Raw genomic sequence first — 22,590 nt, 5'->3', positions numbered from 1 at the left:
ATATGATCTGGGGGTTATTATAATTAATATGGATATGCTGTTAATCCTAAAATTTTTAATTTCCCTGGCTTTGGGGGCCCTGATAGGCATTGAAAGGGAGAGAAAACAGGAAGGAGCGGAGTTTGCTGGGATAAGAACCTTCATTTTAATTGCCCTCATGGGAACCCTATCTGCTTATATGTCAAAGGACCTTCCCTACTTCTGGTTGCTATCATTCTCAGGGTTGGTGGTTCTGGTAGGCCTCAGTTACCTGATTACCACTCGAAAAAATGGTGATGTGGGTATAACTACTGAAATTGCTGCATTTTTAACTTTTATCCTGGGACTGCTCTGTTTCACCGATGAAGGGATGCTTCTGGCTCCTATCTTGGCTATAATCATCACCACCCTCCTGGCAGTTAAACCGCACCTTCACCAGTTTGCCCATCAGGTGAGTGAAAAAGAGCTGTTAAACACACTTAAATTCTTGATAATAGCCTTTGTTATTCTACCACTCCTCCCTGACGAGGCCATCGGGCCCCTGGCGGTTTTCAATCCCTTCCAGATATGGTTGATGGTGGTGTTTATTTCGGCCATCAGTTTCACCGGTTACATTCTCATGAAATTCATTGGACCGGAGAAGGGATTAGGGGTCACGGGAATCGTGGGCGGACTGGTATCCAGCACAGCGGTGGTCACTTCCATGGCCGCCAGAGTTAAGGAATCACAATTTCTGATGAAGGCTGCAGTTTTCGCTGCAACAGTGGCCAGTTCCATGATGTTCCTGCGAATACTTTTTGAGGTTTCGGTTATCAACCCTTTACTCCTTCCCCATCTGTCAGCCCCCATGATAGTGATGGGTGTTCTGGGTATTTTACTGGGGATTATCATCTGGAGAAGGGCTGAAATTCGACAGATGGATGCCGATCTTCAGCTAGAGAATCCCTTCTCATTAAAACCGGCCCTGATCTTTGGAGCACTGTTCCTGGCAATTTTATTCCTTTCCAAGATAGCCAACATGTACCTGGGGAGCAGTGGTGTCTACCTGGCCAGTATCATATCGGGAGTAGCGGATGTGGATGCCATTACCATAAGCATGGCATTACTGGCACCGGAAACCATTCCCAACAGTACAGCAGTAACTGCCATAACCCTGGCTGCCATTTCCAATACATTTTTCAAATTTTTAATAGCATTATTTCTGGGTACCAGGAAATTCGCCCGAAATATTGGTATTATATTTTTAATCATTATAATCGCCGGTATAATCTCAGTTCTGGTGCTGTAAGATAATGAATACAATCCTTCGTGGAAGGAATGGATACTGGAAACGAAACGAAACGATGTTAGAGGGTAAATATATGGAATATACTTTAAGAGTTTGTCAAAAACGAGATTTTAGGGATTTAAAGGAGATATACCAGGAATGCGTTGAATTCCATCAAAAAAATGGTTATTCTCTAAAGAAATTACCCGATGCTCCGGAGATTTTCCTGCAGTATGTTGGGGAGTTAATGGAATCTGCGGATGCCGTGGTCCTGGTGGCTGCAGGTGATAAGGGGGTAATGGGGTACTGCATATCTAAAGTAGGTGAGAAACCCCCGGTATATGCCAATGTTAAGTATGGTCTGATAGATAACCTGGCTGTGGCCGAGAAATACCAGAGGAAGGGGGTAGGCCAACAATTGTTCCTGGAGTCAGTCAAATGGTTTAAAAAAAAGGGATTAAGTCGTATTGAACTGGAAGTTGCTGTTTTCAATCCCAAGTCAGTTAAATTCTGGAAAAAAATGGGATTTGAAACTTTCATGAATCTAATGGAATGGGAAATGTAAAAAAGAAATAAATGAGTTGTTTTATCATTGTTTAAATACAGTAAAATGCATTGGTTAACATTTAAAACAGTGAATTAAACTTAATTATGTTATTTGCCTTGATTAATCTTTTATTTAATTAATGGGGTTTTATTGGGCTATATTAATAAGATCTCGGGAGAGGTCTATAAAAGAGAGGTAGTTTATAAATAATATCACAACAGAAACCTATTTTTAAATGCTTCGTATTAGAGTAAGATTACAAGTTTAATTACTGAGTTTACAATTAAGGTGGTAGCATGCGCATACTTTTGATTCATTCTGATCATTTAAAGTACCAAACAAAATCCAAAACACGAATAGCAGAGGAAATAGGTGAAGAAAAGAAAAAAGGCCAGTTTGAAAATGCACTGGTAGCTTTCACCGCCGTAGAGAAGGAAGATGAAAAAAATCCAACTGCCGTGGTTGACAATGCAGTTAAAGAAATAATGGATGTAGCAGGGAAAGTTAAGGCAGAAAACATTGTAATATATCCTTACGCTCATTTAAGTTCATCTTTAGGCGCTCCAGATATAGCTAAAGAGATTTTGGCTAACATGGAGTCTGCCCTGCTGTCCCGGGATCTGCCAGTCAGCAGAGTGCCCTTCGGATGGTACAAAGCATTCGAGGTATCCTGTAAAGGACACCCTCTATCGGAACTTTCCCGGAGCATAAGTTCTGAGGTAACAGAGGACGTAAAAGAAGAATCTGAAGAAGAGGAATCTCAGTTTTACATACTGAACAAGGGGGAGCTTCTGGACATTGAGGACTACACTTACCAGAGTGAAGACCTGGAGAAACTGGTGGACTATGAACTGGGACGGGGAGAATCCACTGGCGAAGAACCACCCCATGTGAAACTGATGAGGGAGAAAAAACTGGCGGATTACGAACCATCCGCCGATGTGGGCCACCTCCGATGGTACCCCAAGGGCCGTCTCATCCGTGACCTCCTATCAGATTATGTTTACACCCTGGTAACTGACCGGGGAGCCATGCCGGTGGAAACACCCATAATGTACGACCTGGCTGATGAGGCCATCAGGGTACACGCTGAAAAATTCGGAGAACGGCAGTACAGAATGACCAGCGGTAAAAAAGACCTCATGCTGCGATTCGCCGCATGTTTCGGAGCATTTAGAATTCTAGCCGACTCATTTTTAACCTGGAAAAACTTACCAGTTGGTATCTACGAGCTATCCACCTACAGCTTCCGTTTGGAGAAGAAAGGAGAAGTTGTAGGTTTGAAAAGACTCCGTGGATTCACCATGCCCGACCTGCACACAGTTTGCAGTGATGTGGAACAGTCTCTCCAGGAATTTGAAAGCCAGATTGAGATGTGCAAGGGTACCGGTGAAGACCTGGATGTTAACTACGAGGTAATCTTCCGGGCCACCGCCGACTTCATGGAAGAAAACCGGGAATGGATCAACCAGGCCGCAGCCCGCATTGGTAAACCAGTACTGATGGAAATCCTCCCGAAACGTAAACATTACTGGATATGTAAAATGGACTTCGCAGCCCTGGATGCACTGGGAAGACCTATTGAAAACCCTACCATTCAAATCGACGTGGAAAGTGGGGAAAGATTCGGAATCACCTACATAGACTCGGAAGAGAAGGAACATCATCCCTATATACTGCACTGCAGTCCAACTGGAAGTATTGAAAGGGTTATATGCAGTTTACTGGAAAAATCGGCTCTGGACATGAAGGATAAGGTGCCCATGTTACCGGTATGGCTGGCACCCACCCAGGTACGGGTCATACCCATTGCCGAAAGACACAACGAATACGCCCACCAACTGGCACAGCAAATCAAAGATGCCCGTATAAGGGTGGACGTGGATGACCGGCCAGAAACAGTGGGTAAAAAGATTCGAAATGCCGGAGGAGAATGGGTTTCCTATGTAATAGTGATTGGGGACCGTGAAATGGAAACAGGTTCTGAATTAACCGTTAATGTCCGTGAAACCGGTCAGAAAGTATCCATGGGTCTCCAGGAACTCATAGATGTCATACAACTGGAGACCAAAGGGATGCCTTTCCGTCCTCTGCCCCTGCCAGTGGACCTTTCCCGCCGAGTCAACTTCTAAAAAAGTTAACTTAAACCTTTTTTAAAAAACAAACATCACCTATATTAAGAAGGATAATCGCATGGAAAAAGTTCCTTTATCTGAACTGGAAGCAAGAATAAATTCTTTCCGGAACATGATGGCGGTTTCGAATCCAGAATGGGAAATGGCAGTGATTTTCAGTAAAATCAACCAGTACTACTTCACTGGGACCATGCAGGACGGCATGCTCATTATACCTCGAGAAGGAGAGCCCACTCTATGGGTAAGGCGCAGTTACGAGCGATCCCAGGACGAATCCCTCTTCCCCTCCATTAAACCCATGAGAAGTTTCCGTGATGCTAAAAAAGAGTTTAAAACTCTTCCCGATACAGTGTACCTGGAAACGGAAGTAGTGCCCCTGGCCCTGTACCAGCGCTTTAACAAGCACTTCCCATTTAAACAATTCAAACCAGTTGATCAACAACTGGCCACGATAAGGGCAGTTAAAAGTGATTATGAACTCTCTTTCATGAGGAAATCCGGAAAAATCCATCAACGTGTCATCGAAGATCTGCTACCGGATATGCTGCAGGAGGGTATGAGTGAGGCTGATCTGGCGGTTACAATCTTTAAAACCCTGGTAGAAGAAGGACATGATGGCCTAACCCGTTTTGGGATGTTCGATAATGAGATGGTGGTGGGACATGTTGGTTTTGGTGATAGTTCCATCTATCCCACCTATTTTGACGGTGCCAGCGGAACCCGGGGTTTAAGCCCGGCAGCACCAGTTCTGGGAAGCCGCCAGCGAAAACTTAAAAATGGGGACTTGGTATTTGTGGATGTGGGGTGTGCTTTTAACGGTTACAACACTGATAAGACCATGACCTACATGTTCGGTAGTTCCATACCACAACACGCCATAGAAACCCACCAAAAGTGTTTGGAAATACAGAATAAGATTACAAAAATGCTTAAACCCGGTGCAATCCCTTCCCAGATATACCACCGGATAATGGACAACCTGGATGAAGATTTCCTGGAAAACTTCATGGGGTTCGGCCCTCGTAAGGTGAAGTTCCTGGGGCATGCCATCGGGCTTCTGATTGATGAACTCCCGGTGATTGCTGAAAGATTCGACCAACCACTACAGGAAGGAATGGTGTTTGCAGTGGAACCTAAAAATGGAATTGCGGGTGTGGGTATGGTGGGGATCGAAAATACCTTCATTGTAACCCCCCGTGGTGGGGAATGTATCACCGGTGATAATCCGGGCCTGGTCCCTGTTTTTTGATTTCTTTAAATTTTATCATTTTTCCAATTTTTTCATAAATGCCTTTAAATCCCCCTATTAACGCGCTACAAACTATAAATATTATAACTTATAACTTATACTTATAACTTATAATTCAAGATAACTATGGAGAACCATTATGGCAGAAATAATATCAATACTCAATCAGAAGGGAGGTTGTGGTAAAACCACCACAGCAGTAAACCTCTCGGCAGCACTAGCCCTTTTAGGAAAGAAAGTTCTGGTAATTGACATGGACCCCCAGGCCAATGCCACCACTGCGTTTGGAGTGCAAAAGAACGAAGAAAATTCTGTTTACCGGGTCTTGACCGGGGAACAAACCATGGATGAAGCCATTGTCCCCACGGAAATTTCAGGACTGGACGTGCTCCCCAGCCACATTTCCCTTAGTGGGGCAGAAGTAGAGTTAAGTAAAGATATCGGGTTTCCCTTCATCCTGAAGGAGTCCATGGATGGCCTTCTGGATGATTACGACTATGTGTTGCTGGATGTGCCTCCCTCTCTGGGTATACTAACCATCAACTCCCTGGTGGCTGCGGACAGTGTGATCATTCCTATCCAGGCGGAATTCTACGCACTGGAGGGGATGGCTGATCTGTTAGATGCCATGAACCTGGTGGAAAGTCGCCTAAAGAGTCCATCACCAATTAAAGGAATATTAATCACCCTTTATGATTCCCGAACCCGGTTGGGAAGGGATGTCTACCATAATGTTAAACAGTACTTCGGAGACCGGGAGTACATCTTCAAAACCACCATTCCCCGTAATGTGAAACTGGCCGAGGCCCCCAGCCATGGAAAACCATGTATAATTTACGATGAGGAATGCATAGGCACGGAAGCCTACAATGACCTGGCTAAAGAATTCCTATCATTGAGTAATGATCTGGAGGACAATAAATGACGGCTAAAAAGGGTGAAAGTGCATTGGGAAGGGGATTAGATGCCCTGATTCGTAAAGAAAAGCCTGAAAAAGAGGAAGCAACAGTAGGAAAAAAATCTGTAAAAAAGAAGACCACCAAAACAGTTTCCAGGAATTCCAAGGCTAAAACCTCTCCCCAACCCCGGAAAACCAAAACCAGTGAAGATCCAAATAAAATCATTGTGGATGGCGTAATCATGGAAGTACGTAAGAATCCTCGCATATCCTTATGGTCTGCCAGATCTGCTGCGGTTTTGAGGTTTTTAAAGAATACTAAACCAGCATTCAGTATAAGTAAAGAGGCTTCAGCCCTCATTGAGGAAGCAGTGCAACAGAAATATCCCGAGATCTGGGAAATGTTTGAAAAGGAAAATTTATAGATATAACTCCTTAAATGGAGGCGGTTAGTTATAAGTTATAATTAATTATAAGTTAGAACTTATTAGTTATAACTTATAACTCTATTTTTTCCGGTGAAATTCTTATAAAATATTAGTTTTTAAATAGGTTTTTAAAAAGAAAGGGTGGTCTGCCGGGCATGGTTCAACTGGAGGAATGGTTCGGCTCGTTTTACCACCACCCCAATTTTTTTCAGTTCATCCATTTCAGTGAACTTCACTCCCCTTCTCCGGTTTTCAATGATCCTCTGGGCTGATTTTTTACCAATACCCGGGACCCGCATCAACTCTTTCAGGCTGGCTTCGTTCACTTCCACCGGGAATACATCGGGATGTGATTGGGCCCAGAGCATTTTAGGGTCTTCATCCAGGATCAGAAACCCTTCCTCATCCAGGGTAATCTCATCCAGGGAGAAACCATAGGAATTCAGAAGAAACTGGGCCTGATATAGGCGAGGGCTTCGTTTTTCCTCTGGTTGGGTATGGCCTTCAAGGGGAGTATCTTTAAGAGGTTCAAAGGGACTTAAATAACTTAAATTAATATTCAGGTGTTTGTGTAGCCATTGTGCACGTTTTAAAACATCATGATCTGTTTCATTGTTGGCTCCCACAATGAGTTGGGTGCTCTGGCCGGAAGGGGCCATTTCAGGGTGACGTCTTTTTAAACGTCCAATCCATTTCATCCTACGCAGAACATCATTATGATAATCCTTAGTACTGGTGAGCTCCTGAAAACCGGTGACAGTGGCTGATTCAAGGTTCACACTTACCCGGTCTGCCAGGCTCATGGCCCTTTTGATCATATCATAGGAAGCTCCTGGAATCACCTTAAGGTGTATGTAACCCTGGTATTCATACTCTAAACGCAATTTACGGGCCACCTCCACCATGTTCTCCATGGCCACATCAGCGTCACCCGGCATCCCTGAACTTAAAAATAGGCCTTCTGCATAGTGGTTCTGGTAGTAGTGAAGGAAAAGTGATATTAACTCTTGGGGTGAAAATTCAACCCTATCAAAACGGTTATGGCAGTGATTAATACAGTAATTACAATCACTGGTACAATGATTACTCATTAAGACCTTAAAAAGCGGAACCTGACACCCATTCTGCGTGCGGGCATGATAAATCCCTGGTAACTTGGGAGAAGTGAAATTCTCCTTATTAAGACTGACATAGTTGCAGAGATCATGTTGGGAGGCTTCACCCAGAATTCGAAGTTTTTCCATCTCCATACAGACTTATCCTATATCCATTAAGGTACATAAAAATTTAGAGAGTGCAGATGCAAAGTAACATGTCAGGTAAGGAGAATTATTTTTTCAGTTTTCAAATTTTCTTTGTTCAAATATATCATAAAATCAAGTTTTTTAACATAAAGACATTTGTATAATTTTAAAATAATATTTTAAGAGAAATTTCTCCATGAAACAATGGAAATCTTTATAATTAAGGTAAATAAAGATATTATTTACAATTTAAGGGAGGTAATAAAAAATGGCCAAAAATCCAATTATAGCAGCGATTTTGTCTTTCATAATCCCTGGTTTAGGGGAAATATACGTAGGAAAGACCATGATGGGAATTGTATTTGTAATTGTAGCACTCATATTGTCTGCAGCCATATACATGGTAACATTTTATGCATGGATAATATACATAGTCCTTTGGTTATACGCTATATATGATTCTTACACAAGTGCAAAAGCATTAGAATAATTTTTAACCATTTATTTATTTTTTTGAATTTTATCTTTACCACTTATCTGGTCACCTTTTTATAAAAGACAGTTCTTAATTAGAAACATGAGATTAGTACTGGCAGGCACAGGCAGTGCCGTGGGGAAAACCACCATCTCTACCGGGATAATGAAGGCCCTTTCCCAGGAGAGGGAAGTTCAACCCTTCAAGGCAGGCCCTGATTATATTGATACTACCTATCACACTCTGGCCACCGGCAATGTTAGCCGTAACTTGGATTCCTTTTTCATGAGTGACGGTCAGATCAGGGAAGCTTTCGAAAGAGGTTTAAAGATTTCCAATTCTGGTATGGGAATTATAGAGGGAGTAAGAGGTCTTTACGAGGGAATAAGTCCCACTGAAGATGTGGGAAACACGGCATCCATTGCCAAGGCACTTAACTCCCCGGTGATTCTAATTCTCAATTCTCGCAGCCTGGTGAAAAGCGCGGCGGCCATTGTCATTGGGTTTAAAACCCTGGATCCCAGCATCAGAATTGAAGGTGTTATCCTGAACATGGTTAAAAACAGGAAGCACTACCTCAAAACCAAGGAAGCTGTGGAAAAACTGGCTGACACGCCGGTAATTGGGGGTATTCCCCGGGATGATTTTCTCACGGTGGAGCAGCGCCACCTGGGATTGGTGCCTGCCGTGGAAAGGGAGAACATCAAGAAAAACATTGAAGACTGGGGCCGGGTCATGGAGGAAAACATAGACCTGGACGCACTCACCAGTATAATGAAGGGGGCCGGGAACTTACCATCAGGTAGGGAACCTCTTTTCCAGCAGGAACACCGTGGCCGGGTGAAAATGGGCATAGCCCGAGATGAAGTGTTCACCTTTTATTATCAGGATAATTTAGAGGCCCTGGAATCTAATAATGCTGATCTGATTTATTTCAGCCCGTTACATGATGAGGAAGTGCCTGATGTGGATGGGATCTACATTGGGGGAGGTTATCCCGAGATATTCGCCCGGGAACTGGAGGCCAATAAGTCCATGCGCCACTCCCTGAGACAGTTCCACCAGGAGGAAAGGCCCATCTATGCTGAATGTGGAGGGCTTATGTATTTAACTCGTTCCATAAACCAGCACCAGATGTGTGATGTTTTTCCCTATGACTCTCACATGACCAAGAAACCCCAGGCCCTAAGTTACGTTATTGCCCGGGCCGCCCATGACAACATCATTATTCATGAACGAGAAGTCTTCCATGGTCATGAATTTCACTACTCCAAACTGGAACTTGATGGAGCCCAACCAAAATTTGCCTTTGATATCCTGAGGGGTCGCGGAGTCACTGGTAACTGTGATGGACTAATGAGTAAAAAAACACTGGCCAGTTACGTGCATACCCATGTGGCAGCTTGCCCCTCCTTTGCCAGTAGACTGGTGAGGGCGGCCGCAGAGGATTAATAAAGTGGAAGATTGCAAAATGCAAAAAACCTTCTTAAGACTTTAAAATCTAAAAAAACATTTTTTTATGTTTTTAAAAATTTCTACTGTAGACTCAAATACATTGTATTTTCACCCCTCATTCTACTGTAGAATTTTTTTGGTACTACATTAATCCCCAATGGTCTCATTTTTGGAAAAAATCAGTGATAAATCAGCGAAAACTAAAAAGTTTATAAATAAGTGAAATAAAGGAGTTAGACATAAACATTAAAATAATTTTTAAAGCTCACAGATTATTCTGTAAGAATAAAAAAAGACTGGAAATATCCTTATTCAATTATCCGAAAAAAATTAAATTTGTTTCAAGGTTTGTTTCATAGGAAATTAGATTTGTTCAGGTGTATTCAAGGATATTAAGAGATTAAATTCAGGGGACTGATTTATGAAGTTTAAAAGCGTTGATCTTTTTTCACCTTACATCATGGTGGTAATAATAGCCATCTATGTGGGATTGGCGGCAATAGCCTACCAGGAACATTTAAGGAATCTTCAATGGATTTCCAGCACCACATGGCTCTATGTATTAATGGGTACCCTGTTTTTCATGGCCGGAGTATTCCTGCCTAAATTCATTTACAACCGCAGTGCAAAACTTAAATCCCTGTGGGGAGGGGCCATGGTTACTCCGGAAAATTCAGCACCATGGTACAACAAGCTCCGCATCCTGCTGGATGAACGGGTGGTACTGACCGTAGCAATCATTGGTATCGTACTACAGGTTGTGAACCTCTACCTCCTGGGGGGTATACCCATCCTGAGCGGATACCTGAAATTCAAGGCCACCACGGATCTCTGGCGATTCGCTTACCCCATATTTTTACCGGCCATCACCATTCTCCTGGCCAAATACCCTCGTAAATGGTACTATATCCTTTTCGTTATAGGCCTGGCAGTTTTCGCCATCAACGGGTACCGAACCACCACCATGGCCATACTCATCAGTGGCTTTGTAACCCTGTACTACACCCGGAAGATGAAAACCAGTCACATACTGATTGCCATTTTATTAATTGGATTAGTGGGAGTAGCCGCTGGTTACATAGCGGTAATGTCCATCCAATGGCAGCAGTGGTCCCTGAATCCACTGCAACTGGTAGCTTACCGTGCCGGGTTCACCATGATGGTCTTTGACAAGATCGTGCACATGGCCGGAGCCACTGCCGGAGACCTGTTCCAGCAAGCCCTTTCCACCGGACATCCCCGGGTTACAGTGGGGCAAGTAGTTCTCAACTACCCCGTATCGGGGAGCACACCCACCACCAGTATAACCTCCACCATATTCGGACCAGCAGTACTGGACTTTGGATTCTACGCCATGGCCCTGCAGATGTTCATAATTGGGGCAGTGCTTAGAATAATATACGCCACACAGGTAAAGGCTAATGGGGCATTCACCGCCCTGTACGCTATTGTGTTAACCCACACCATGATATGGGTGGAAACTGGTCCCACAGACAGCGTGGTTTACCTGTTCTACCTATTGGCTTTGGTGGCGGTGGGTTTATACGCAACTCAACTGGGGAGAAGCAAAAAAACTAAAGCTGCATAGCTTTTCATACTTTTTAAGAGTTTAATAAATTTTTAATAAAAATTGAGGTCCAATACCTCTTTTTCTATTTTTTAAAATAATAATAAGGATTTTGAAATAAATAAGGGATATTTTTACACTGGAAACACACCTCTTTTATTTAGGGTATGGATTCCCCCCTTTCAAAAATAGGGAAAAATATTGCTAAAAAAAGGTGATGAAGAGTTTTTGCAGGTTTAATTAATGTTTAATTCATTTAATGTCTAAACTGTTTAAAATCAGTTCCAGGTTCTGTTTTTCACTGTTGTACTCATCACGGGGAACGTTAATGATAATGTTGTAGGTGTTGTTGTTCTTGACGAAGACCATATCTTCAAACCGCATATCTTTAAAGAAGAACATGATATCACTACCTTTAAATATGCTCCGATGGGCGGTTTGATTATCTATCACCAGTGTATCCTCTGATATTTTTTCCCAACCAGGATAAACAGTATTATTTCGCTCTTTAAGCACTCCTTCTTCCGACATACCATAATTGGGAGTGATGGTTATCTGCAGTTGGGTGTAGTAATCCTTGCTAACCACGATGCTGGGACCGGTATTATCATTGGATACTGTCACTTGCCAGTTGGCCGGATAATCAAAGCTTACTTCATTAAAGGTGAAATTTTTCGTGGAGTTACTTGAAGAAAGGGGATTATTATAATTAATACAACCAGAGGTAAAAACGACCAAAATCAGAAATCCAACTGTTAAGAGAATGTAATTACGACCACTGCCCACAGAAATCACCACAAAGAAATAGTATCTTATTATATTTAAATATATTTATAATAATCTGGAGATTATTGTAGTACAGATGATATCCCTTTTTTACAGGCCTTCCCCGGAATCTCCTATATAAATCTTCCCCTAAAAATTAAATGAAAAAATATTTAAGCCGATCTTCCAAATAGCAAATCGGTGATAATATGGTTGTAAAAATAGGAGTTATTAAAAGCGGTAACATTGGTACCTCTCCTGTCCTTGATTTAGTCTTAGATGAGAGAGCAGACCGACCTAACATAGATGTTAGAGGAGTGAGTTCTGGAGCAAAGATGAACCCAGAACAGGTTGAAGAAATCGTACCAAAAATTGCAGATTTCGACCCTGATTTCGTGATATTCATCAGCCCAAACCCTGGTGCTCCTGGACCAGCTAAAGCTCGAGAATTATTATCTGGAATGGACGTCCCAGCATTAATCATTGGTGACGCTCCTGGAATGGGTAAAAGGGAAGAAATGGATGAACAAGGATTAGGATACATCGTTGTTCTCGGAGACCCAATGATCGGAGCTCGAAGAGAATTCCTGGACCCAACTGAAATGGCCTCATTCAACGCAGATGTAATAAAAGTACTGGCTGCCACTGGCGCATACCGAGTGGTACAGGAAACCATCGACGGAATGATCGCTGCCTGCGAAGCAGGAGAAGACATTGAATTACCAAAAGTCGTTATTGACGCTGCTAAAGCTACAGAAACCGCTGGATTCGCCAGCCCATACGCAAAAGCAAAAGCAATGGCTGCTTACGAAATGGCTGCTAAAGTGGGTGACATTGACCTCAAAGGCTGTTTCATGGTTAAAGATATGGAACAATACGTACCTATCGTGGCTTCAGCTCACGAACTCATTGCTACAGCTGCTAAACTCGCAACTGAAGCACGTGAAATCGAAAAAGCAAACGACACTGTACTGCGTAAACCACACGGTGCTCAGGGACAGACCATGTCCAAGACCGTGTTAGTTTCCAAACCAGAATAAGTTAAATATATTCCCTTGCAGTCCTTCGAGACTGCAATTATTTTTTTTATTTTTTATTCCAATCCCTTCCGTTCCTCGCACATCCTTAGTTTTTAATAACAAAATTATTATTAATGTTAATTAAACATAACTAGCCGTGGTGCATAAAGTGATTGAAAACATAATAGAACGCTTCTCCAAGGCAGCCAGTATGCAGCGCTGGAACGACCATATACGTCCGGTGGAATTCACAGAACTGGACAAACAGGCCCATAAAATGGTAATTGCCTATGTCATCGCCCGGTTCGAAGAGGATCGCATGGGTCCTCATAGTGTAGACTGGCTGGCCCTGATTGAAGGGGGAATTTTTGAGTTTCTTCACCGTACAGTCTTAACTGATATCAAACCCCCCGTTTTTCACCGTATGATGAAAGAAAAGGGTGAGGAATTGAATAAACACGTGTTTAAAGAGCTTGAAAATGATATGGAAGGATTGAATCATGGTTTCCAGGAACGGTTTAAGAGTTACTACTTGCAAAGTTCCAACACACTGGAAAGACGAATTTTACGTGCGGCCCACTATTTAGCCACACAGTGGGAATTCAAGATCATCTACCATACCGCACCGTTCATTCACGGTATTGAACAGACCAAAGAGAACATCGAAAACCAGATCGAGGATCACTACGACCTTATCGGGGTGCAGAAGATCCTTCTGGGGAAAAAATCCTTTGGTTTCATCGACCGGTGTGGCCAGCTTCGCTTCCAGAAAAGATGGGCCCACATTCCACGTATACCTGAAACATCGGTTTTGGGGCACATGTTTATTGTGGCGGCCACCAGTTACCTTTGCACCATGGAAATGAACGTTGAAGCCTGCCCTAAACGTTTTTACAATAATTTTTATGCGGGACTCTTCCACGATCTACCTGAAGTGCTGACCAAAGATATTATATCTCCGGTTAAAGATTCGGTAGAAGGTCTCAAAGAAATTATTAAGGATTATGAAGAGTTCCAGATGAATGAAGAACTTCTCCCCCTGCTACCCCGGCCATGGCACAGGGATATGAAGTATTTTTCAGAATCAGAATTTGAAAACAAAATTCAGGATAATCAACAGGTTATTTTGGGGTTGAGTTTCAAAAATATCAACCGAGATTACAATGAAGATGAATTCTCACCATTGGATGGGGAACTTTTGAAGGCTGTTGATCGGCTGGCGGCATTTATAGAAGCTAAAATGTCCATAAACCATGGTATAAAGTCGGATGAATTAAAGGAAGCTTCAAATAATATATATAATGAGTACGCCCGCGAAACTATTTCGGGAATTGATTTTGGTAGAATTTTTCATTACTTCCATAACCTTTAAAAATACGGGTAAAAAAATAAGGGGTTTGAAGGAAAAATCAAGTCATAAACCCTAATTATTCCCTAAAATACTGGGCAAATTCCTGGGTTTTGCCTTCCCATTCTCCACTTTTCTGTTCTTTACCTCCAATGACTAGGTTCCCGATAAAGTCCATTCCCTGTTCTTCCAGGGATTCACGGATTTTAATGGTGGCTACTTGTGAACCATCACCGCCCATGGTCACCAGGGCAGCACATTTCTTACCGGAAATATTCTCCAGCTCTTCCAGATACTGGTTAACACCGGGGGTGGTGCGTCCGGCCCAGACCGGGCTGCAGACAATTAAACAGTCGTATTCACTGATATCAGTTATGCATGGTTTTATTGGCCATTTTTTCTCTAAATAGGCATGGATGGCCTTAATAACATACCATCTGTCTTTTGCAGGTTCTATACGTGTTAAATCAGCATTTATTAACTCCTGGAGTTTCTGGGCCACCGTTAGGGTGTTCCCAGAGTAGGAGTAACAGGCAATGAGAGTTTTCATCTTTTTATCTCCAGAATTTATTTACAAGGATATTCATTATTTTTAGGGGGAATAAGTTTTTAGTCTTTGGTGCGCAGGATCAATTTTTTAAGATCCCTCCAGGTCCACACCTTAATGGCCACTACAAAAAGCACCGGGATCATGAACAGAATCAATAAGCTCAATTTTAGGTTGAAAAAAGAGATGCATATGGATAGGAAAACTATCGCCGGCATGAACAGGGTGATCCTTCTAATGTAAGGGTCGTATGGTTTGGCATTCTCCCGGATTAGATCGTGGTCTAGGGCATACCTCCAGATCATATAGGAGAACAAACCTATCATGAGAAGATTTAAGTCGAAAATAAACTGTGATAGCTGATATTGGGGAAATTGTGCAATTATTGAAGTGGATAAAGGCACCAGGGTTATGAACATTAACCAGAAGACATTTATCCAGGTTAAAGTTAGATTGGTCTTTTTAATCAGGAATAATATATGATGGTTTATCCAAAAACCAGCCAATATTAGGAAACTCAGGAAGTAAACCACGTATTTGGGTAAAATTTCTCCAGTAGTCTGTAGAAACAGTTGTGATGTGTGGATAGGGCCCATGGGTATCTCGATGGTCACCACCAGAATGGTCATGGCTATGGCAAAGAGACCATCAGTCAGGGTTTCCAGTCTATTGGTGGGAAAATACAGTCCAGGTTTTTTTTCATCTTCGGGATTCATAGGGTCTCCTTAATTGACTTTCCTCTTTATTTGAAAGTTATCTGTTAAGGGAATAAGTTAATAATTTTGCAGTGTTTATTCTGTTTGCTTTTTTTTATGGGCAATGTTACGTATATTTAACAGAACTGGTACCAGTAAAAAAATTAAAATAGTTCCTACGGGAATGATAAAGGAAGTTGCTATGGCTATAAAAGATATAACCGGCAGTAAAAGGTTGGATCGTTTGATCTTATCTGCATAGGGTAGGATCTGCTCGTAAAGCATTTCATGATTTAAAGCGTAATTAAAGAGAGAATAATATAAAATACCTATTACCAGCATGTTCAAAGCAAATATAATCTCTGCAAATTGATACTGGCCATAAGTACTCATTAATGATGTGGAAAAGGGCACTATGGCAATGGACATTAACCAGAAAATGTTTAACCACTGCAGGGAATTGTCAACGTGTTTTATACCGTAAAATACGTAGTGGTTTAACCAAAAACCGCCTAAAATCGCGAAACTGATTATGTATATTCCTATCTGGGGTAACAGTAGGTTAAAGATATAATTGTTGATTATGGTGGGGGTGGGACTGGCGGGTAAGGTGGGTACTTCCAGGCTTAAAACCAGTAGGGTCATGGCTATGGCAAATATTCCGTCGGTCAGTGTTTCCATCCGACCCTTTGGAATGCGTGGTACTGGTGTGGAAGGTTCTTTCTCCTCAGTCATGCCCTCGGTCCCCCCATTTATTTAAATGACTCCCTTAGTACTGGGTACCCGGTCATGGACCACTCTGGTGGCATCGTGCAGGGCACGGGCCAGGGCCTTAAATATTGCTTCCACCTGGTGATGGTCGTTTTCCCCTTCCACACGGGCGTGGAGATTTATCTTCCCACTCTGGGCCAGTGACTCTAAAAAGTGACCCACGTTCTCGGTGCTGAGGTCACCTACTTTGTCTTGGTGGAAGTTCAGATCCAGCACAGTGTAACTGCGTCCTGAGAGATCCACGGCCACCATGGCCAGGGATTCGTCCATGGGTATCAGGGCATGGGCCATTCTTCTTATACCTTTCTTGTCACCAAGGGCCTGGTGCAGAGCTTCTCCCAGCACTATTCCCACGTCTTCCACAGTGTGGTGGTCATCTATTTCCGTATCACCCTGGGCTTCCACCTTCAAATCGAACAGACTGTGTCTGGTGAAGGATTCCAGCATGTGGTTTAAGAACTGGATACCGGTTTCCACCTGGTACTGGCCAGTACCATCCACATCAAGTTCAATGGTTATATTGGTTTCAGCGGTCTTCCTCTGTATCTTGCTTTTTCGGTTCATCTTCATCATCCCTTATGATACGGATTGCATCTTCTGGACACTTGGAAGCACAGATCGTGCACAGGTGACAGAATCTTAAATTGGTGGCCATGGCCTTTTTATTAATATCCCAGATCTTGGCACCCTTGGGGCATTCTTCCTTACATACTCCGCAACCAGTACATTTTTCTGGATCAACTTCTATTCTCATAACCCATCTCCTTATAACTTATAAGTTATAACTCAAACTCACAGTTTAATTCTGTTATTCAATAATATTTTCGGTATTTAAGTGATAAAAATGCTCAATTACTTATAACTTATACCTTATAACAACCATCTTCAAAGGACAACTACCATTCTCCAATTCTATTTCCTTTGATAGGTTTCCATGAATTCATGGAACCGGTTTAAGGTTTTTTTAAGGCTTCTGAACCCTTCTTCATCGGCCTTTACACCCTTCAATGTATCCTGTGACCAGAAATTCGCTCCCAGGTTAGACCCGAATGGCCCACCACTAACTGGTATGGCTCCGTTTAAGATGTAAAAGGTCATGATCTGTTGTATTGCTAGTTCCTGGCCTCCTACACGGTCTCCTCCCACAGCAATGGCCATTCCCACTTTGTGTTTAAGGAAATCCATGTTTGCAGCTGCTGCTGCACGGGTGCGGTCCATAACTGCTTTTATCTGGGCGCTGACTCCCCCATTGTAGATGGGTGTGGCCATTATAATCCCGTCAATATCCTTAAAATTAGGGTAGAGCTCGTACATGTCGTCTTTGAGGATGCATTCCTTCTCCCGCAGGCAGTAATCACAGTTTCTGCAGGGGCTGATATTCTTTCCCCTCACAGTGAACAACTCGGTTTGGTAACCCTTTTCTTCCAGGGTATTCAGAGCTTCAGTTAGAACGTACTCTGTAGCCTGTTTCCTGGGGCTTCCGCATATTCCTAAAATTACTTTTTGCACTGATAATTCCCCCACATCAAATATAATTTGAATTTATTAGGTTTTAACTTTTTTTCTTGTATTGGTTAAAGAAATACTTTTTCGAAGGGGAAACCAATTTGAAGTTATTTTTATACTTTAAGCAGTGATTACCACGGCCGTCTATGATCCGAATGAGATTATGGAGTTCTGCCTTTTAATAATCTGATATTTTCATTAAATTAGTTCACGCTGCGGTTAAATGAACAAAAATTAGTTCCTGAAATCTTTTTGATATATTCCATAGTGGATTGTTTGTTCATAAAAATAAAAAAAAGGATTTTGCAGGGTAATTCTAATTGAATTCAGTTTCGCCCAATGTCTTGACATTACCTATTTTAAGTCTTATGGCGTTTTAAATCGAATTTACTTTATCATAGATTCATATGCTGAACCAGAGGATTCTGAAGGATGCGTGCCATATTAATTTGGAGGATTCCCATGATGAATAGAATTCCTAGAAGAGCCATATCTGGAACAAACGGTAATAAATTGTTGATACCAAAAATTATTAGCACTATTTGCAGGAGAATCCCGGTAATCAGCATTTTTTTCATCATTGGGGGAATGGGGGTGGGTTCAGCCGGTGGATGCCTGATACCATCCAGAATCGGAAGGCCTATTTTAAATAGGCCTACACTTCCGGTGATGAGGTTCCAGATTGCGAGGAGTATTATCATTATGTTGGTCAGGAGTCCAGGAACGATACAGGAGACAATTCCCATGGAGATAAATGTTAGGCCAATTATTATCAGGAGCCAAGAGAGTTTAAACTGACCTACAGGAGTATTTCCCAATGCCATTACCTGGAGGGCCAGCATAACCATCAGCAGACCATACATGCTGTCAAAGGAGAATGTGAATATGCCCATGCCTGTGGGAATGAGCAGGATTGCAACCAGAGTTACAATTAATCCAGACATGAAGGTGAGTACAATATTAGTGGAGATATTAGCATTCTGGAAAAGGAAAAAACTACTTTTTTGATCAGTTTGGGTTGCTGATGGCTCTGAAGGTGAGGAGGTAATTTCTCCGGGGGAATCTAACTTGGGGACCTTCTGAAGACACCATGCAAGATAGAAAAAACTGATACCAAAGATAATGTAAAGTACGGTAGTCTGAAAATGAGTTGTGATACCCGGGAGGAGCGTAACAAGGCCGACAAGTACCTCTATGAAGTACAAAAGGCCCAGGGCAAGGGCTAGGTGCTTATGTATGCTGGAAGTCTGGATCCACATTCTGGCCTGATCTTTGCCAACAACCAGTTGCAGAAAGGAAACTATACCTCCGGCAAAAATAAAGATTCCAACCAGTTCACGGATGAATCCTTCCATGAGCCCAGGGATTAAACAGGCTACAGTTCCAAGGACAGCCATACTTGCTCCGAGTATTATTAAAGTCCATGAACGACGGAAATCACCAAAAGGGCTCCTTCCCAATGTGATAATCTCTAAAGAAAAAATTACCAGTAACAGTCCATACGTGCCGTTGGAGTTATAGGGCAGTTCTCCACTTTGGATTTTAAACCATAGTAGGCCCAAGATGAACAGGAATACTCCGAAAACCAGTAAAATGACAATTTCAAGGGTAGGTTCGGATCCCTTGCTCATTGATGGACTGGGTATTTGTTCCTGTTGTTTGTTTGATGTCATCTTACCATTTCCTTACATATTCCTGTCCGCCTATAATGTGCCTTATTAATTTCCCTCCTTTTCATACGATGCCCTGAGGGAATGTGCCAACTGAAACAACACTTCGTCTTCTCCTTTTATGTAGCAGTTCCAATTATGAGTGTTGGGTTCCTCAGGTATTACAATAATTCCCTTTTGTTGGGAAACTTGGTCCAGAATGAGGACTGCTGTTTTATCAACTGAATAGGCATCATCAGGGATCTTCACTTCATCGTTAACATTACCACTCATATCTTTCTTAAAGATGGGTGTTGCAATATTGGAAGGGCAGATGGTTGAAAAATAGATGCCTTTTTCTGCATATTCATATTTTAGAGATTCAGTAAACCCAGTGACACCAAATTTGGTGAGAGAATAGAGAGACGAAAAGGGGGTAGGGATAATTCCTGAAACAGAACTGGTGTTAACAATATGCCCAGATCCCTGTTTCAGCATGATTGGAACTGCTGTATGGACTCCGTAAATAACACTCCAGAGATTGGTATCAATGATTGTTTTCCAGTCCTTAAGGGTGGCCTTCTCATAGGGGGATTTGAAGCCGACTCCTGCATTATTGAATAAGAAGTCCAGTCTGCCGGCCTCTGCTACTGTATCTTCAATTGCCTTTTGCACTTGATGTTGATCAGTCACATCCACGATGAGTGTGTGAATTTGATCCTTGTAAGAAGAGAGTTGTTTGGCCGCGTTTGCAACTTTTTCTGGATTGCGACCGGCCATGTAAACAATTGCTCCTCTTTTTAAGAGTTCTTCACTCACTGCATAACCAATACCTGAATTTGCACCGGTCACAATACATATTTTATTCTGGTAATACTCCGAATTATCCATAAGATCATCCCCTTTCTAAACTCCTCACCTTAATCCTATGACTCCCTATCCTGTGGACAGTTTATGGCCGTTTATTCTACATTATCTACGTCATAGGGACGATCATACATCTTTTTAATAATTTCTTTGTCTTTAACTCGCCTTTTCCAATATAATGATTTAGATAGATGGGCATAACCAAATTTGACTAAAAAGAGGGGCAAAGAAAGTTTTGAAGCAGTTGCTATGGCTTCAGGGGGGACAGTATCATTGTTGGAAAGAGAGTCAATTATCGTATCTAAACCCTCTCGAAGGTTTTTAGCAGGCATCCCTGCATCTTTTAAAGATTTATTTTCAACAGAAGGGCCCATTCCAACTGCTATGCCACCCATCCATTCCATATCTGTCTGAGATGCAAAATTTTCACATATTTTGATAGCCACATCATTTTGATATGATTCAGGGAAGCCACAGTTGAATACAGCCATCAGTTTTTGCTGGGTTTTGGGCAGAGACTTTTTGTAATTGGAGAATTCTTCCATAAATCTGATTGTTAGGGCTGGAATACTATCAAAGTATAAAGGGGCTACTATTACGATTAATTCTGATTCAGATGCTTTTTTAAGCAATTCTTTTAGCTTATCTGGTTTTTTGTATCTTGCAACGAAAACCTTTTCAGTTTGAACTTCGTTTTTGTTGAATCCATCTTCAATGTAAGATGCAATGTTATTGGATGCGCTCTTTTTTCCTTTAGGGCTTCCAACCAGAATTAATGCATTCCGGAGCTTACTCATACCAACACCTCCTTATCTTCGATATGACGAGAGATTTTACTGAGATCCAGATCTTCAACATCACCAGTGAAGATCTCAACACAGGGATTAGAGCAGTACATATTAATATTGTTGCGTTCGGTGAGTTTTCTGAAAATATTCTCGCTTTCAGTATCTTGTTGTGGTAAGTATCCAATCCAAATCAGGTTATTATCCTCTCCATCTCCATATCGGGGCACGTGATGCATTTCCCCCTTCATTATTTTGAAAAATGGAGTAGCAGTTGGTAGCAGTCGATCAACCATCTTTTTCAGTTGGTAAGAATAACCACCAAATGTTATAGGGGTTATAAATACTTTAAGGTCAGATTGAATAAATTTTTTTGCTATTTCTGGACCTTTATCTTTTATAATGCATTCTCCTGGTGTTTTAAGCCAGCACCCGAAGCAGCCCACGCATGTGGCAATGTTTTCTTCAAGGAGATGGAAATTTTCAACTTCCCACCCGTTTTTTTCCAGTAGCAGGGTAACCTCATTGTTGATTGTAGCCAGGGGACCGTCGAGACTTCTGGAACCGTCTAATATCAAAGCTTTCATAATTTAATCCTCCTTTTATTCATCTCATTTTGAATTCCTCATTTTGAAATGGAATGAATCATCAGATCCAATGAATGTTCAATTAAATCCTCTTTACTCATTCCAAATAAACCTAAATAGTAAATCGTCGATAATGATGAGCTAAATATGTTTAAAGTTGATTTTACTAAGTATAGAGCAGTAAGAAATGTGTTAATGTCCTCCCTAATTGAACCATCCTTTTTTCCAATGTCTATGGAATCACATATTATTCCCAGGTTCTGTTGGTCAATTTTTATGAGTTCCTGAATGTGGGGCGTGTTCATAAATTCGGGGTCTCTATCGTGGGCCTCTGTTAGCACCCGACAATAATCCGGGAATTGTTTGTAAAATTTCTTGAAGGCATAGCATGTCTTTAATACCTTTTCCCGACCATTATTTTGAGATGAAAATTCTTCTATCATCATTTTATTCAGGATTTTGACACCTCTAACTGCCACAGAGAAATAAAGCTCCTCTTTATTCTCAAAATACCTGTAAATTGCGGTTTTTGTGAGTTCTAATTGGGCGGCTATTTCATCCATGGTAGTTTTATCATACCCTTTTTTGAAGAAGCATTTTTCAGCAGCATCGGTGATTTCATTAGCTTTTCGTTCTCTTTCCCTTTTTGTTCTATTAGATACCAAAAGATCACCTCCGGAGTTATCAATTTTTAGTATCCAAAGTTACTGTAAGTAATTTTTGTTACTCATGATAACAAATGTTAATCACCATAATTTTATAGTTCATTATAGTGTGGTAAGGTGTTGAGTGTGGGTTGGTTTGTCC

General features: G+C 41.8%; 24 protein-coding genes. 11 read left to right on the top strand and 13 right to left on the bottom strand.

Annotation, left to right across the window (positions count from 1 at the left end; genetic code table 11):
• Positions 1-28: 28 nt before the first annotated feature.
• The 6 genes from CIT02_RS07280 (at position 29) to CIT02_RS07255 (ending at position 6,500) form a co-directional block, all read left to right on the top strand.
• A complete protein-coding gene (locus CIT02_RS07280) occupies positions 29-1,267 on the top strand; it encodes an MgtC/SapB family protein (protein ID WP_292611089.1) in 1,239 nt (412 codons plus the stop codon).
• 4 nt (positions 1,268-1,271) lie between these two features.
• Positions 1,272-1,811 (top strand): GNAT family N-acetyltransferase, encoded by a 540-nt coding sequence (locus CIT02_RS07275; protein ID WP_292611087.1) that lies wholly within the window; start codon positions 1,272-1,274, stop codon positions 1,809-1,811.
• A 278-nt stretch (positions 1,812-2,089) separates the two neighbouring features.
• A complete protein-coding gene (locus CIT02_RS07270; protein ID WP_292611085.1) occupies positions 2,090-3,925 on the top strand; it encodes a threonine--tRNA ligase in 1,836 nt (611 codons plus the stop codon).
• A gap of 61 nt (positions 3,926-3,986) precedes the next feature.
• The gene (locus CIT02_RS07265) at positions 3,987-5,177 is read left to right on the top strand and encodes a Xaa-Pro peptidase family protein (RefSeq protein WP_292611083.1); all 1,191 of its coding nucleotides are present in this window, start codon (positions 3,987-3,989) and stop codon (positions 5,175-5,177) included.
• 139 nt (positions 5,178-5,316) lie between these two features.
• Positions 5,317-6,102 (top strand): ParA family protein, encoded by a 786-nt coding sequence (locus CIT02_RS07260; RefSeq protein ID WP_292611081.1) that lies wholly within the window; start codon positions 5,317-5,319, stop codon positions 6,100-6,102.
• On the top strand, positions 6,099-6,500 hold the full coding sequence (locus CIT02_RS07255) for an AAA family ATPase (RefSeq protein WP_292611079.1): 402 nt from the start codon (positions 6,099-6,101) through the stop codon (positions 6,498-6,500). The genes CIT02_RS07260 and CIT02_RS07255 overlap by 4 nt, the downstream gene beginning before the upstream one ends.
• 131 nt (positions 6,501-6,631) lie before the next feature.
• On the opposite strand, the gene CIT02_RS07250 is transcribed toward CIT02_RS07255, so the two are convergent.
• A complete protein-coding gene (locus CIT02_RS07250) occupies positions 6,632-7,753 on the bottom strand; it encodes a helix-hairpin-helix domain-containing protein (protein WP_292611077.1) in 1,122 nt (373 codons plus the stop codon).
• A gap of 262 nt (positions 7,754-8,015) precedes the next feature.
• On the opposite strand from CIT02_RS07250, the gene CIT02_RS07245 reads away from it, so the two are divergent.
• The 3 genes from CIT02_RS07245 to CIT02_RS07235 all read left to right on the top strand — a co-directional run bounded on the left by CIT02_RS07245 (position 8,016) and on the right by CIT02_RS07235 (position 11,265).
• Positions 8,016-8,237, top strand: coding sequence for a hypothetical protein (locus CIT02_RS07245; RefSeq protein ID WP_048072875.1), 222 nt, complete (start codon positions 8,016-8,018; stop codon positions 8,235-8,237).
• Between the two features lie 87 nt (positions 8,238-8,324).
• Positions 8,325-9,674 (top strand): Ni-sirohydrochlorin a,c-diamide synthase, encoded by a 1,350-nt coding sequence (gene cfbB, locus CIT02_RS07240; protein WP_292611072.1) that lies wholly within the window; start codon positions 8,325-8,327, stop codon positions 9,672-9,674.
• Between the two features lie 424 nt (positions 9,675-10,098).
• Positions 10,099-11,265, top strand: coding sequence for an oligosaccharide repeat unit polymerase family protein (locus CIT02_RS07235; RefSeq protein WP_292611069.1), 1,167 nt, complete (start codon positions 10,099-10,101; stop codon positions 11,263-11,265).
• Positions 11,266-11,496: 231 nt separating this feature from the next.
• Here CIT02_RS07235 and CIT02_RS07230 read toward each other — a convergent pair whose 3' ends face one another.
• The gene (locus tag CIT02_RS07230; protein WP_292611067.1) at positions 11,497-12,030 is read right to left on the bottom strand and encodes a hypothetical protein; all 534 of its coding nucleotides are present in this window, start codon (positions 12,028-12,030) and stop codon (positions 11,497-11,499) included.
• A gap of 188 nt (positions 12,031-12,218) precedes the next feature.
• Between CIT02_RS07230 and CIT02_RS07225 the strand changes: the two genes are divergently transcribed.
• Both CIT02_RS07225 and CIT02_RS07220 read left to right on the top strand, forming a co-directional pair.
• A complete protein-coding gene (locus CIT02_RS07225; protein ID WP_292611065.1) occupies positions 12,219-13,049 on the top strand; it encodes a F420-dependent methylenetetrahydromethanopterin dehydrogenase in 831 nt (276 codons plus the stop codon).
• 148 nt (positions 13,050-13,197) lie between these two features.
• On the top strand, positions 13,198-14,400 hold the full coding sequence (locus tag CIT02_RS07220; RefSeq protein ID WP_292611063.1) for an HD domain-containing protein: 1,203 nt from the start codon (positions 13,198-13,200) through the stop codon (positions 14,398-14,400).
• 55 nt (positions 14,401-14,455) lie between these two features.
• Here CIT02_RS07220 and CIT02_RS07215 read toward each other — a convergent pair whose 3' ends face one another.
• From CIT02_RS07215 to CIT02_RS07165, 11 genes are all read right to left on the bottom strand, one after another.
• Positions 14,456-14,926, bottom strand: a complete 471-nt coding sequence (locus CIT02_RS07215) for a flavodoxin (protein WP_292611061.1) — start codon at positions 14,924-14,926, stop codon at positions 14,456-14,458.
• A gap of 59 nt (positions 14,927-14,985) precedes the next feature.
• Positions 14,986-15,639: a TMEM175 family protein gene (locus CIT02_RS07210; protein WP_048072884.1), complete on the bottom strand. Its 654-nt coding sequence runs from the start codon at positions 15,637-15,639 to the stop codon at positions 14,986-14,988.
• A gap of 75 nt (positions 15,640-15,714) precedes the next feature.
• Entirely contained in the window at positions 15,715-16,353 is a 639-nt protein-coding gene (locus CIT02_RS07205) for a TMEM175 family protein (RefSeq protein ID WP_292611056.1), read from the bottom strand.
• 21 nt (positions 16,354-16,374) lie between these two features.
• Positions 16,375-16,953, bottom strand: a complete 579-nt coding sequence (gene hisB / locus CIT02_RS07200; protein WP_292611054.1) for an imidazoleglycerol-phosphate dehydratase HisB — start codon at positions 16,951-16,953, stop codon at positions 16,375-16,377.
• Complete coding sequence (locus CIT02_RS07195; protein WP_048084361.1) at positions 16,916-17,143, bottom strand: 4Fe-4S binding protein; 228 nt, start codon at positions 17,141-17,143, stop codon at positions 16,916-16,918. The genes hisB and CIT02_RS07195 overlap by 38 nt, the downstream gene beginning before the upstream one ends.
• A 158-nt stretch (positions 17,144-17,301) precedes the next feature.
• Positions 17,302-17,898 carry a flavodoxin family protein gene (locus tag CIT02_RS07190; RefSeq protein WP_292611051.1) on the bottom strand — a complete coding sequence of 199 codons (597 nt, stop codon included), beginning with the start codon at positions 17,896-17,898 and terminating at the stop codon, positions 17,302-17,304.
• A gap of 392 nt (positions 17,899-18,290) precedes the next feature.
• The gene (locus CIT02_RS07185) at positions 18,291-19,568 is read right to left on the bottom strand and encodes a hypothetical protein (protein WP_292611048.1); all 1,278 of its coding nucleotides are present in this window, start codon (positions 19,566-19,568) and stop codon (positions 18,291-18,293) included.
• A gap of 45 nt (positions 19,569-19,613) precedes the next feature.
• The gene (locus CIT02_RS07180; RefSeq protein ID WP_292611046.1) at positions 19,614-20,435 is read right to left on the bottom strand and encodes an SDR family oxidoreductase; all 822 of its coding nucleotides are present in this window, start codon (positions 20,433-20,435) and stop codon (positions 19,614-19,616) included.
• Between the two features lie 71 nt (positions 20,436-20,506).
• Positions 20,507-21,208, bottom strand: a complete 702-nt coding sequence (locus CIT02_RS07175) for an NAD(P)H-dependent oxidoreductase (RefSeq protein ID WP_292611043.1) — start codon at positions 21,206-21,208, stop codon at positions 20,507-20,509.
• A complete protein-coding gene (locus tag CIT02_RS07170; RefSeq protein ID WP_292611041.1) occupies positions 21,205-21,783 on the bottom strand; it encodes a flavodoxin family protein in 579 nt (192 codons plus the stop codon). Before CIT02_RS07170 ends, CIT02_RS07175 begins: the two co-directional genes overlap by 4 nt.
• 38 nt (positions 21,784-21,821) lie before the next feature.
• Complete coding sequence (locus tag CIT02_RS07165) at positions 21,822-22,448, bottom strand: TetR/AcrR family transcriptional regulator (RefSeq protein ID WP_292611039.1); 627 nt, start codon at positions 22,446-22,448, stop codon at positions 21,822-21,824.
• Positions 22,449-22,590: the final 142 nt, after the last annotated feature.

Source organism: Methanobacterium sp. BAmetb5 (assembly GCF_003491305.1).
GTDB lineage: Archaea > Methanobacteriota > Methanobacteria > Methanobacteriales > Methanobacteriaceae > Methanobacterium.
Note: the sequence above shows the minus strand (reverse complement) of the source record. Positions and strands in the feature narration are given on the sequence as shown.

Bases quoted from the DNA above. Each gene is read 5' to 3' on its own strand.
- cfbB (WP_292611072.1), top strand. From the start codon at position 8,325: ATGAGATTAGTACTGGCAGGCACAGGCAGTGCCGTGGGGAAAACCACC.
- CIT02_RS07185 (WP_292611048.1), bottom strand. From the start codon at position 19,568: ATGACATCAAACAAACAACAGGAACAAATACCCAGTCCATCAATGAGC.
- CIT02_RS07175 (WP_292611043.1), bottom strand. From the start codon at position 21,208: ATGAGTAAGCTCCGGAATGCATTAATTCTGGTTGGAAGCCCTAAAGGA.
- CIT02_RS07180 (WP_292611046.1), bottom strand. From the start codon at position 20,435: ATGGATAATTCGGAGTATTACCAGAATAAAATATGTATTGTGACCGGT.
- CIT02_RS07250 (WP_292611077.1), bottom strand. From the start codon at position 7,753: ATGGAGATGGAAAAACTTCGAATTCTGGGTGAAGCCTCCCAACATGAT.
- CIT02_RS07235 (WP_292611069.1), top strand. From the start codon at position 10,099: ATGAAGTTTAAAAGCGTTGATCTTTTTTCACCTTACATCATGGTGGTA.
- CIT02_RS07260 (WP_292611081.1), top strand. From the start codon at position 5,317: ATGGCAGAAATAATATCAATACTCAATCAGAAGGGAGGTTGTGGTAAA.
- CIT02_RS07280 (WP_292611089.1), top strand. From the start codon at position 29: ATGGATATGCTGTTAATCCTAAAATTTTTAATTTCCCTGGCTTTGGGG.
- CIT02_RS07210 (WP_048072884.1), bottom strand. From the start codon at position 15,639: ATGAATCCCGAAGATGAAAAAAAACCTGGACTGTATTTTCCCACCAAT.
- CIT02_RS07195 (WP_048084361.1), bottom strand. From the start codon at position 17,143: ATGAGAATAGAAGTTGATCCAGAAAAATGTACTGGTTGCGGAGTATGT.
- CIT02_RS07215 (WP_292611061.1), bottom strand. From the start codon at position 14,926: ATGAAAACTCTCATTGCCTGTTACTCCTACTCTGGGAACACCCTAACG.
- CIT02_RS07270 (WP_292611085.1), top strand. From the start codon at position 2,090: ATGCGCATACTTTTGATTCATTCTGATCATTTAAAGTACCAAACAAAA.
- CIT02_RS07265 (WP_292611083.1), top strand. From the start codon at position 3,987: ATGGAAAAAGTTCCTTTATCTGAACTGGAAGCAAGAATAAATTCTTTC.
- hisB (WP_292611054.1), bottom strand. From the start codon at position 16,953: ATGAACCGAAAAAGCAAGATACAGAGGAAGACCGCTGAAACCAATATA.
- CIT02_RS07255 (WP_292611079.1), top strand. From the start codon at position 6,099: ATGACGGCTAAAAAGGGTGAAAGTGCATTGGGAAGGGGATTAGATGCC.
- CIT02_RS07245 (WP_048072875.1), top strand. From the start codon at position 8,016: ATGGCCAAAAATCCAATTATAGCAGCGATTTTGTCTTTCATAATCCCT.
- CIT02_RS07275 (WP_292611087.1), top strand. From the start codon at position 1,272: ATGAATACAATCCTTCGTGGAAGGAATGGATACTGGAAACGAAACGAA.
- CIT02_RS07170 (WP_292611041.1), bottom strand. From the start codon at position 21,783: ATGAAAGCTTTGATATTAGACGGTTCCAGAAGTCTCGACGGTCCCCTG.
- CIT02_RS07225 (WP_292611065.1), top strand. From the start codon at position 12,219: ATGGTTGTAAAAATAGGAGTTATTAAAAGCGGTAACATTGGTACCTCT.
- CIT02_RS07205 (WP_292611056.1), bottom strand. From the start codon at position 16,353: ATGACTGAGGAGAAAGAACCTTCCACACCAGTACCACGCATTCCAAAG.